General features: G+C 36.1%; 12 protein-coding genes and 1 pseudogene. 11 read left to right on the top strand and 2 right to left on the bottom strand.

Going from position 1 to position 10661, the window contains the following annotated elements:
• Positions 1–145 (top strand): annotated as a pseudogene (locus AC1DSK_RS16960) (IS110 family RNA-guided transposase); the annotation flags it as partial.
• Positions 146–612: 467 nt separating this feature from the next.
• Complete coding sequence (locus tag AC1DSK_RS16955; RefSeq protein WP_477548692.1) at positions 613–1179, top strand: suppressor of fused domain protein; 567 nt, start codon at positions 613–615, stop codon at positions 1177–1179.
• A 333-nt stretch (positions 1180–1512) separates the two neighbouring features.
• Here AC1DSK_RS16955 and AC1DSK_RS16950 read toward each other — a convergent pair whose 3' ends face one another.
• Entirely contained in the window at positions 1513–2238 is a 726-nt protein-coding gene (locus AC1DSK_RS16950; protein WP_477598424.1) for a polysaccharide deacetylase family protein, read from the bottom strand.
• Between the two features lie 389 nt (positions 2239–2627).
• Here AC1DSK_RS16950 and AC1DSK_RS16945 point away from each other — a divergent pair, with 389 nt between their 5' ends.
• Together AC1DSK_RS16945 and AC1DSK_RS16940 are read left to right on the top strand one after the other, a co-directional pair.
• Positions 2628–3617, top strand: coding sequence for a M23 family metallopeptidase (locus tag AC1DSK_RS16945; RefSeq protein WP_477598422.1), 990 nt, complete (start codon positions 2628–2630; stop codon positions 3615–3617).
• A gap of 945 nt (positions 3618–4562) precedes the next feature.
• Positions 4563–4931, top strand: a complete 369-nt coding sequence (locus tag AC1DSK_RS16940; RefSeq protein ID WP_477548688.1) for a VOC family protein — start codon at positions 4563–4565, stop codon at positions 4929–4931.
• A gap of 357 nt (positions 4932–5288) precedes the next feature.
• Here AC1DSK_RS16940 and AC1DSK_RS16935 read toward each other — a convergent pair whose 3' ends face one another.
• On the bottom strand, positions 5289–6071 hold the full coding sequence (locus AC1DSK_RS16935; protein WP_477548687.1) for an alpha/beta fold hydrolase: 783 nt from the start codon (positions 6069–6071) through the stop codon (positions 5289–5291).
• A 245-nt stretch (positions 6072–6316) separates the two neighbouring features.
• On the opposite strand from AC1DSK_RS16935, the gene AC1DSK_RS16930 reads away from it, so the two are divergent.
• From AC1DSK_RS16930 to AC1DSK_RS16900, 7 genes are all read left to right on the top strand, one after another.
• Positions 6317–6736, top strand: a complete 420-nt coding sequence (locus tag AC1DSK_RS16930; protein ID WP_477548686.1) for an SRPBCC family protein — start codon at positions 6317–6319, stop codon at positions 6734–6736.
• Entirely contained in the window at positions 6737–7090 is a 354-nt protein-coding gene (locus AC1DSK_RS16925) for an ArsR/SmtB family transcription factor (protein ID WP_477548685.1), read from the top strand.
• Between the two features lie 388 nt (positions 7091–7478).
• Positions 7479–8117 carry a hypothetical protein gene (locus AC1DSK_RS16920; protein ID WP_477548684.1) on the top strand — a complete coding sequence of 213 codons (639 nt, stop codon included), beginning with the start codon at positions 7479–7481 and terminating at the stop codon, positions 8115–8117.
• A gap of 281 nt (positions 8118–8398) precedes the next feature.
• Complete coding sequence (locus AC1DSK_RS16915; protein ID WP_477548683.1) at positions 8399–8578, top strand: hypothetical protein; 180 nt, start codon at positions 8399–8401, stop codon at positions 8576–8578.
• A 125-nt stretch (positions 8579–8703) separates the two neighbouring features.
• Positions 8704–9225 (top strand): DUF5412 family protein, encoded by a 522-nt coding sequence (locus AC1DSK_RS16910; RefSeq protein ID WP_477548682.1) that lies wholly within the window; start codon positions 8704–8706, stop codon positions 9223–9225.
• 145 nt (positions 9226–9370) lie between these two features.
• On the top strand, positions 9371–9616 hold the full coding sequence (locus tag AC1DSK_RS16905) for a hypothetical protein (protein WP_477548681.1): 246 nt from the start codon (positions 9371–9373) through the stop codon (positions 9614–9616).
• Between the two features lie 149 nt (positions 9617–9765).
• A complete protein-coding gene (locus AC1DSK_RS16900) occupies positions 9766–10128 on the top strand; it encodes a hypothetical protein (RefSeq protein WP_477548680.1) in 363 nt (120 codons plus the stop codon).
• Positions 10129–10661 lie beyond the last annotated feature (533 nt).

The raw sequence follows: 10661 nt of genomic DNA, 5'->3' as shown, positions 1-10661 counted from the left end.
ACAAAATCCCTTGCGGGGTAAGCAGTCGATGGTGGTCCTGTGCGGTAAATTACTAAAAGTATTGCATGGTATTTGTAAAAAGAAAGTCCATTTTAATGAGCAATATATGATGAAGGATCTCTACTGTCTCGCAGAGACAGCGTAAACATTTCTTATCATCGAGACCTATAACCAGAAGGATGACACGGAGAAGCCAGCAAAATAACTAAACTAAGACTATGAGTCCCCGGGGCAGCTTAGCAGGCCTCTGCCTTATGAATAGACCGAACGAAGGAATGTAAGCGCATTGACGCTAAGAGACATGGGAGGGTACGTCGTCATAAGTATCGCAGAGATCCATAGTGCATCACATAGTGGATAAGACAGCTAATGATTTCCATTAGTTTTAGCGAAGCGTACGCTCTATTTGGTAATAAAAACAAGAAATTCAAGACTATGTTTATAAATTGTATAAAAAATATTTTTTCTACATTACGAAGTGGTGCAAACCGTTGATACATCAATATTTATAGAGGGAGGTTAGTTCAATAAGAATTCAAATGATAAAATTGAATCACAGTGGAATTAGTGCTAGACAGAATTAATCCAAAACTATTTATTCTGGAGGTGAAAATGAAAACATTTATTGAGTTTTTAGAAGATAATTTAGGTGAAATTCTTTATGGGTTTGGGGATGATGCGGAAAGTGCAGAATTACCATTCCAAATTGTTAAATTTAGCAAAGGTCCCTTCCAAAAAACTACGACCTACTCCACGTTAGGATTGAGCAATCATATTTTGGCATCGCCTGAAAATGAAATGGAGATTCGTCAAGAGTTAATAATGGTTTCTTATTCGGAATTTGGGGATGATGACATACCAGGTATTCTCCACCAGGTTGGTATGTCCATTCTTAAAGATCACTCTGCACTCTTGAGAGGGGATGTAATAGGTCCGTACGGTCCATTATTTGATGATTCGAACCTTGAAGCTTTATATTCCAGCATTCCAGTTTATTTTCCTGAAAGCTTCCATAGCTACGATATTAATAAAAACTCTTCAATTCTAATGACCTGGCTTATTCCTATTACATCACAGGAAGCTGGGTTTATAAGTAAGCAGGGTTGGGATAGCTTTGAAGACATTTTAGAGGAAAAGGACCCTGATTTAGTGGATTTTTACAGAGAGAGTATCGTCTAATTCAGCAAACGGTGGGTGCTTTACTTCAGGTCGGGGTTAATCACTTTTTTATTGAACTAACGTGGCAGGTTAGTTCAACAAGAAAGATGTTAAAATGTATGACAAGTCGTTTAGTTGGTTATTCCGTGTACATGTTCAAATCGATCGAAACCAAGAGTGTTAACCGCAGTGAAGAAAATATGAGAAATTGGAATTAGTAAGAGAGTATGAATAACTTTATAAGTTTTTATCTCACATAGTAAAAAACCCATAAAGGAATTTCGTAACAAAATCCCTTTATGAGTTTTTTTATTTTTAATCAAATGTACGGAAAATCTTCTGCTTCAACCACTATTATTTGTTGTTTTTATACTCAATAAGTTCAGAAATAGTTACAAATTTGTACCCTTGTTTTTGAAGTTCAGGCAAAATCTCCTCAAGTGCTTTCACCGTCTGTTTACGATTACCACCACCATCATGGAAAAGAATTATGTCGCCCTGTTTTGTAACATTCAATACTTTATTGACGATTTTTTTAACACCGGGGTTTTTCCAATCCTCTGTATCTTGGTGCCAAGACCACATTACAACTGTGTATCCTTTGTCCACAGCCAACTTGATCATGTCATCTGTATATTGCCCGCCAACAGGTCGAAACAACTTTGGGTAAGAACCCGTAATACTGTATATTGTTTCATTGGTCTGTTTTAATTCTTTCTCTAATTTTGTGATTGTTGTTTTTAAAGGATGTGTATATGTGTGATTTGCTATTTCATGCCCTTCATCGTGTACTCTTAATACCAGTTCCGGATATTTTTCTGCATTTTCTCCAATAATAAAGAAAGTAGCTTTAGCATCGTAATTACCTAATAAATCTAAAACTTCAGCAGTATATTTTCGGTGGGGACCGTCGTCAAATGTAAGAGCTACTATTTTTTCTTCCGTTTTTATATCCCACACCACTTCCCCAGTTTGTTCGTAATGGCGACGTCCCTTATCAGCAAATACATTAAATCCAGCATAGAAAATGGAACTTACAAGAATAATTGTAGATAACACTAAAACATACTTTCCCTTCAATTCTTCACTTCCCTAATCCAATTATTATCAAGTATCACATCCATTATATTTTTTACTTTAAGCAATAAATTATACCTTTATAGCGCTCACTAAATTCGACCTGCTTTAGGGAAATTTTGGTCGAACTATGTTTATCAAATCGCCAATTTCCTTTTACTTAGCATTAGAACAGTGATTATTATAATTGTCCTCACTCTCCTTTTCTGGGATTCTGATGAAAAAAGTGAATTGCGAGTTGGAATCTGTACATTATTCAGTCAAGGCTTTCTTTAGTTAGCTCACTTTTTCCCTCCTGCAGGTGGCAATTTTTTCATTTCAACTAAATGATTCATGAAAATAAATGAAAAGGAGAAACTATGTAATGTGTTGCTAAAAGGAGGGTTTTATTTTTGTTCCAGAGTCTTCGATACCCGATTTTTTTGGTGTTGAGTTTTTTCGCTTTGGCGTCGGTTGCTACAGCTGAAAGCGAACAATCCAAAGAACAGCTTTTGATCCAGCGTATGGGCTATTACCAACATTATTCAAATCCTTCTGTGCCGTGGTACTTTCTGGCGGCAGTGGACAAGTATGAGCGTAATATCCAGCAGGTCCGTAACGATCTAACAAAAAGGGAAGGTCCAATTGCCCTTCAGTTTTCAGATGCATTTTGGGTGGGTGACTTGAACCCGGTCAAGAACGATAGGCTTTCCTCTGCCATCTCATTTTTCGGTGGGAATGGAATGGACGGAAGTGGGGACGGCAAGGCAGACCTAGAGAATAATGACGACTTGATGCTCACGCTGTCCAATTACTTGATTAAATACGGACATTCCGAAAATGATTTCAAGAAGGCACTTAAAGATTATTACGTTCGCGATGAAGCTGTTAGGCAGATTATGATAATTGCACGGATCTACCAACATTTTGAAACGCTAGACCTGGATCAACATGCCTTTCCCCTTCCTGTCGGAAACGATTACAGCTACCGTAGTACATGGGGTTCCAGCCGTGGCTGGGGCGGACGCCGAATGCATGAAGGTACGGATTTGTATGCTTCCTATGGTGTCCCGGTCCGATCTACAACATATGGCGTGATTGAGGTAATGGGCTGGAATGACTTCGGCGGTTGGCGTGTCGGAATCCGCGATATCGATAATACGTACCATTACTTCGCCCATTTGTCGCATTTCAATAAAGGCGTCAAGGAAGGCGATATTGTGGAGCCTGGGATGATCATCGGCTATGTTGGAAGTTCCGGGTACGGGAAGAAAGGGACTTCAGGCAAGTTCCCACCTCATCTTCACTATGGAATGTATAAATTCAATGGCCGGATTGAATGGGCATATGATCCGTTTCCTTCTTTGAAACATTGGGAAATCGAGGACAGGAAAGCCATGTAAACAAAGGTATCCCACAGACTCATGAATGTGGGTACTAGCGCTTGTCTCGCAGCGGTTGTTCCTGTGCTAGCCGCAGAGACGTTCAGATGCTTTCATTTTCGGATGAGTATTTGTTCTTTTCGCCTTCACTTACAGGAAAGAGTGATAATTTTTTTAAAAACACTTGAGGGGGACTTTTGTTGAAGAAATTACTGTGCTGTGACTACAACCGAAAAGGAATTATAAACCGCAATCATTTTTTACGGCGGAAATGCTTAGATATATACAAAAATAAAGAGTCCGATTCATAAAAGAATCAGGACTCTTTTTAGTAATTGCTGACCTGAAATTTGATGAAAATTGGTATAAGGAATAGGGCTTCTTCAAGTAACTGGGAGCTTTATTTGACGTTCCTTGGGCTTGCTTTGATAGCTCTTTTTTCTTATTGAATAACTCCCATGAAAATTAATCTTGTTCAACTAACGGGGCAGGTTAGTTCAATAATAGGATTGGTCCTTTTAGTCAAAATTGTGAAGTAAATGGGTAAAAAAGTTACTTTTTCATTTAGTACAGCACTTGAAGATTCAAGGGTGATAGAAACATTCACTTTTGAAAAATTAGGTATTGACGAGGGTATGGATGATAAAGCAGAAAAAAAGTAATAGACGAACTTTTTCAAAGATGGGTTTGGCATAAGCTTAATATTTCTTATAGCATAGTTATAGAAGAGGAATAACCTGCATGGACGATAATATTTTACAACCAAAAGAGGAACTTATTTATTCAACTAACGTGTGCTTTACTTCAATAAGGAGTGAAGCCTTTTTTCTTATTGAACTAACGGTGCAGGTTAGTTGAAGAAGCGTAGTATGGTCGAACTGTGCACTAAAAAAATTCAATAAAATAAAGGATTTTTATATAAGATTAGAGAAATATACAGAGTCAAATTTACTATAGGAGGAACAGATGAGTAATTCTCTATTCAATGGTATCCATTATTTTAGAATTCCAGTTGTCGATCTCAGTGAATCAATTGCATGGTATTCAGAATGTTTAAGGTTCAAATTAAGATTTAACAGAGATGACTTAGCTGTTTTTGAGCTTGAAACAGGCCCATTATTAGTATTAGTAGAAGCAGATAAGAATTCCCGTGGTCACTTTCTCAAAAGTGGTCAAGCAGAATTTTCTGTTGGTTTCACAACTCCAAATATTAATGAACTCTACGAATATTTAGTGAGTCAAGATGTAAAAGTAGAATCCATACAAGAAGATGAAGGGCATCAGTTTTTTTACTTTTATGACCCAAACGGTAACAAACTTCAAGTACATAACTAATTTTTAATTTAAAATTTTGGTGCTTTTTTTGGCTGCTCTATTATGAGCAGCTTTTTTTGTGGTAACTACTTTATTACATATCATAAGTCAACACTACAATAAGTCTTGTTCAACTAACGGGTGCTTTAGTTGAAGAAGAAAACTGAAATGTAACTGAAGTCCAGTGGAAAACCTTATCAAGAACAGTGAAATGAACTCAATGGGCAGATAAAGAAGGAACAACAATCGATGGAGGAGAGAATTTGAAAGATTTAATTATAGGCTCTGTTATCGTTTATTGTTGATTTTTTCAAAGGAAAACCGCCCATGAGAAGAGCGGTTAAAAAAATATCGTTATCCGTTAGCTGAAGTGAACTATTAGCCAATAAATTGCATCAATAGCTGGTTAAACTTCTCACGTTCTTCCCAAAAAGGACCATGACCGCTGAATTGAAATGGAACAAGCAGTGAATTTTTTATTAGCGTATTTGTTTCCTGAGCTTTATCAAACGGAACAATTTTATCATGTATTCCGTGAATAATCAGTGTTGGTACTAGTATTTTGTCAAGATCATAGTACACGTTCTCATCTCTTAGTGTCTTCATGACTGCTACAGTCGACCAACCAGCTGCCTGTAATCCGAGCTGAAAAAACCAGTCCGAAAATGGGATGGTAAGATACTGGAAGAAGAAGAGATCCGTTACTCCCTGCAACATTTTAGGTCGATCATTAAGTGATCCTGAAATGAACATATTTGCAACTTCTTCTTGAACACTATACGGAGATTGCGCGTCTATAAGGACAAGTTTGGATACTCCATAACCTTGGTGTCGAGCCATATATCGAATCGAGATTGCCCCTCCTGTAGAGTGTCCAGCAAGTGTGAAGTCTTTTAACTGCAACGCCTCTACTACTGCATGGATATCATCTGCCAATCTGTCAAAATTGTAGCCAGTGTATGGTTTATCCGAATTACCGAAACCCCTCCAGTCAATGCCTATACATCGATATCCCATTGCTGGAAGAACATTAAACTGATATTCATACTGCTTATGATTTAATGGCCAACCATGTATAAATAGTATTGTTTTATTTCCTTCCGGGTTTACATCCTCTACATATATCCTTACACCAGGTTCTACAGTAACAAAGTATCCCATGTTGTTCCCTCCTTTTAATTAAAGTGGCATCAACAATAAGATACTCATCTAGAGAAACATAGGTGAATTTTCTTGGGTTGTTTATGCACTCTTTCTTCTTCAACTAACGGGGCAGGTTAGTTGAAGAAAAATTATTGAAAAGAAGAATAAATATGAGAAATCCTCTTTGACATAAAACCAAAAGGTGTTATATTATCTAATATATAACCAAAAGGTTTTATTTAATAATAAAGGAGAATATAATTTTGGAAACAATACAAGATATTAAGCAGATTGTTACTTTTGAAGCACCTATACAAAAAGTGTGGGAAACGGTTTCTACTTCGGAGGGAATTGCAATATGGTTTCTGCAAAATGATTTTGAACCTAAAGTAGGTCATGAATTTCATATACAATCCCCATTCGGTCCATCTCCTTGTAAAGTATTAGAAATTGATGAACCAACCAAAGTTTCTTTTTCATGGGATACAGAAGGTTGGGTGGTTACGTTTCTTTTAAAAGAGCTGGATGAGAAGACGGAGTTTACACTTATACACAGTGGTTGGAAATCTCCTGATACTGTTCTTCTAAAAGCGAACGAGAAAAGTTCTATTATTCGTGACAGAATGGACAATGGCTGGGTCGGAATTGTAAATGAACGACTTCGAAAGGTTGTTGAAGGATAAATGACAGCAGCAAAGCATGATGTATTTCAAGCTATTGCTGATCCAACTAGAAGAGAGGTACTTCGATTACTTGCTAACAAGGAATTACCAATCTCAGAAATAACATCTCATTTTCCAATTAGTCGGACAGCCGTTGCAAAACATTTACTTATCCTTTCAGAAGCAAATTTAGTAAGCGGAAAAAAAGTTGGTAGGGAAAAAATTTATCAGTTGCAACCAGAACCCTTAGCAGAATTAAAACTATGGCTTTCCTATTATGAGCAGTTTTGGAATAACAAATTGTCAATTCTTAAACATGTGGTTGAAAATGAAAGTGTAAATGGTTTTAAAGTAGTAAAAACAGATAGTAAATAAGGTTATATAAAATTAATTCAGAAACCGACAATAAAATGTCGGTTTTTTTGTGTTGTTCAACTAACGGCTGTTTTACTTGAATAAGGAGTAAAGCCTTATTCTTCTTCAACTATTGTATTACTCATCTGTCTAATACCTGCTTCATATTTTTCAGGGGCTTTAAAAATAGTAATAAAAGTGAAACTAGCAAAAATTAATTAATTTCTTATTGAACTAACGGGTCAGTTTAGTTGGAGAAGAGAATGAATTCTTTATGTCACTTTTTGGAGTCTTTTCACTAAGTACACGTGGTGAATTCTTCCAGTTGCAAAATGAAATTGTAAATTTATAGAAAATAGTATAAAATAGGGGATTGGAAGAAAAGAAATGAAATATGGGGGGAATCAAAATGAAAAAAGTAGTAGCACTAGGAATAGCGCTTTCCTTGACTCTTGGATTAACGGTACCATTATCCACAACTACAGCGGAAGCTGCAGGTTCAACGGCAACAGCCACTTCTACTACGCTTGTCAGCTATGCAGATTACCGAACGGGCCAATACTGGTCTGACTCGATGTTATGGGCGGTCAACAATGGTGTGATTAGTGGCTACATGAACGTGAAGAACCCGAGAACAGGGAAATATGAAAATCTGCTGAGACCGTTGTCATCAACGACGGAAGCAGAATTCTTATCAATCTTGACACGATACTTCTATCCTGAAGATGTCAAGAACACAAAATCGGCAGACCCAAAGTTCTGGGCTTCGGTTCCGTACCAGCTGGCTGAGAAATACAAGCTACCTACTATTGCGAAAATGGATAATAGATATGCTGCTTCAAGGCCAATTACACGTGGTAAAATGGCTCATATCCTGGCAACCGCCCATTACAAGAAGCCAGTGTCTACCAGTACAGGATTAAGATTCATGTTTGAATCCAAACTCACATCTTCTAAAACGAATCTAGAATACGCATTCCAAAGTGAGTTGAAACGTGGACAAATGGCTGTCTTCTTTAAGAGATATGATGAATTGTACAATAAATAAGTAAAACTTCTGCGGACGAAACTTTGATTTCGTCCGTTTTTTAATTCTTGCACTGTGAGTGTTCATAATAGAATTCTTTTTTACTAGCGGGTGCTTTAGTTAAAGATCATCGGGCTGTTTAAACAGCCCTTTTTCTTATTGAACTAACTGGGCAGTTTAGTTCAACAAAAAGGTTTTTTCGGAATGGTGTTGAATAAGTTAATATATGTAAATTATTGAACGGAAGGGATGGTTTTTTAAGGGGTGCTTAACTTCATTTTGGATTAGTAAAGGGGGACCGTATGAATTCAGACGATAAGAAACAAAAACAAATGAAAATACAGGGAAATTACCGGAAGGTTTTACATCATGATAGAAAACCTACAAGAAAAAGTGAAACAATAATTGTAGCAACTATTGTATTTATATTGATATTAATATCAATTATAGCAGGTCAAGGCATTGACTTCTTCTTAAACTAATAGGGGCGTTGATCCAGTTAGGGATTGACGTCCTTTTTGTTGAACTTATTGTACTAAAGGGGCAGTTTAGTTGGAAAAGAAGATTTTTTTTGGAACACCAGAACTTCTAATCGGGGGGTAAATTAGTGGAAAGAAAATATAATTTGTGGTCTTTCCTTATATGTTTGTTATTAACAGCTCTTTCTTTACAGGCTTTATATGCTTCTTATACCCACTCGTGGTCAGTTGCACCACCTGCTTCGGTTTTATGGTTGCTCACTGTTATTACTTTTTTTATGGGTATTTCGGGATTCAGAGACAAAAGCAGAAGAGGAGCAAGATGGAGAAGTTGGCTGACTGTCTTAATTGCATTTCCCCTTTCAGCAATTTTTCTATTAGGGATAGTAGTGAATACATTTGCAAGAGAACCCATTGCAACAACCCAATCACCCGATTCTAAAACGACAATCGACTTCTACGCATTAAATGGTGGTGCAGCTACCTCTATTAGTGTAGTAGGAATAGTAGATGGTCCCCTTTGGTTCAAGAAGTATATCTACTATGATGACAATATGCACAAGGCAGATGTTGCTTGGACAAATAACCATATTATTATAATCAACAATCACACTTTGAACTTGGATAAAGGGGAAACTTTTTCGGATTAAAAAACTGTTTTTACTAACGGGTGCTTTAGTTAAAGCTCAAAGGGTTGCTTAAGCAGCCCTTTATTTGATTGTCCAGCTAAGTGTAGCCTATCCAAGTTAAATATGGTTGTAGAGAAAATAATAAGAATACAGGGGTACAAATTATATGAATTTATTTATTAAAGTAGATAATGTAAATGCTCTTCCTTTCCCTAACGAGATACAAGTGGTTATGTGGGAACAAGCTAACAGTATTTCTCACGCTTTTGATTTAAAAGAATTCAACAGTCTTATGTTGTCTTGGAACAAATGGGTTGATGATAATAGATGGAAAAAGTCAAACAAGTCCTTTGAACATATTAATTTTGAAATCATTAAAGAAAATGAGGTAGTCGTAGATATTGCAGAATAAGTTAATATATCTTGAATTATTGAGCAAAAGGAAAGATCTTTTAAAGTATATTTCACTTCATGTCGATTGTTATTTAACCAGTATGAGGAGGAAATATAATTTTTTGGGCGTTCGATATTGACTTATTTGCTAAAAATGGAGGTGATTGTATGTCGAAGAAATTAATATTAATTATTACTTTACTATCAATTTTGCTTACGGCTTGTTCAAATATGACAAGTTTTGAAGGGGGAAGTAGTAATTGGGATGTGAATTATGAAGTGAAAATTACTGGTAAAAATGAAAAATCCACATTCATTAGAATAGAATATGTCGGTGGTGGCTTCATTCCACAAACAATTGACTATATCATTGAAGATGGTTCAGGGAAAGTAGATGGGAACTCAGGGCTTGATAAGGGTGTATTAGAAATTAAAGGATATTCTTGTAAAGGTTGTTCTGTTCAAGAAACTAAAGATATAAACGCAACCATTAAATGGAATGGGATGTCGGAAACTATTGAGTTGAAATAATTATTACTTCGCCAACAAGAATAATGCAATTTCAAATAAAAAAGACAAAAAAGGTTTGAGTAAATAGCATGCCTTTTTTGTCTTTTAATCTAATTTTTCATGTTAGAGATTGTTTAGTAGGTACAGAGTCCAAGTGGTACTTGTGCCTCTCTTTAATGTGACTACAGAAATAAATATTAAAGAGTTAGGAATAGATCCAACACATCTTTCCCCAAGCCCAGGTTTTGGAGGTAATTTGAAATATAAAGTAATTAATAATAAACTAATGGCAATGCTAGTATTGGGTACTTAGATGAAATTCATATATCCTATACTTTCAAAGACAATATGTATCAAGCTGAACAGATTAATTTTGTTCCCGTATCTAAATTAGTATAAACGCGTTTAATCGATGTTTTTAAACACTCCAACCCTTCACATACAAAGGATGGGGTGTTTATATTTGCATGAGTTGTTGAACTAATGGGTGGCTTTTTTACAATAAAATTTAACGTTAGTGAACCAACTGTTATTATGAATGCTTACACTGGGAA

This window comes from Paenisporosarcina sp. P4_B8 (assembly GCF_056402175.1).
Note: the sequence above shows the minus strand (reverse complement) of the source record. Positions and strands in the feature narration are given on the sequence as shown.

Excerpts from the sequence above, each read along its gene's own strand:
- AC1DSK_RS16920 (WP_477548684.1), top strand. The coding sequence starts at position 7,479 with ATGAAAAAAGTAGTAGCACTAGGAATAGCGCTTTCCTTGACTCTTGGA.
- AC1DSK_RS16905 (WP_477548681.1), top strand. The coding sequence starts at position 9,371 with ATGAATTTATTTATTAAAGTAGATAATGTAAATGCTCTTCCTTTCCCT.
- AC1DSK_RS16940 (WP_477548688.1), top strand. The coding sequence starts at position 4,563 with ATGAGTAATTCTCTATTCAATGGTATCCATTATTTTAGAATTCCAGTT.
- AC1DSK_RS16935 (WP_477548687.1), bottom strand. The coding sequence starts at position 6,071 with ATGGGATACTTTGTTACTGTAGAACCTGGTGTAAGGATATATGTAGAG.
- AC1DSK_RS16900 (WP_477548680.1), top strand. The coding sequence starts at position 9,766 with ATGTCGAAGAAATTAATATTAATTATTACTTTACTATCAATTTTGCTT.
- AC1DSK_RS16925 (WP_477548685.1), top strand. The coding sequence starts at position 6,737 with ATGACAGCAGCAAAGCATGATGTATTTCAAGCTATTGCTGATCCAACT.
- AC1DSK_RS16955 (WP_477548692.1), top strand. The coding sequence starts at position 613 with ATGAAAACATTTATTGAGTTTTTAGAAGATAATTTAGGTGAAATTCTT.
- AC1DSK_RS16915 (WP_477548683.1), top strand. The coding sequence starts at position 8,399 with ATGAATTCAGACGATAAGAAACAAAAACAAATGAAAATACAGGGAAAT.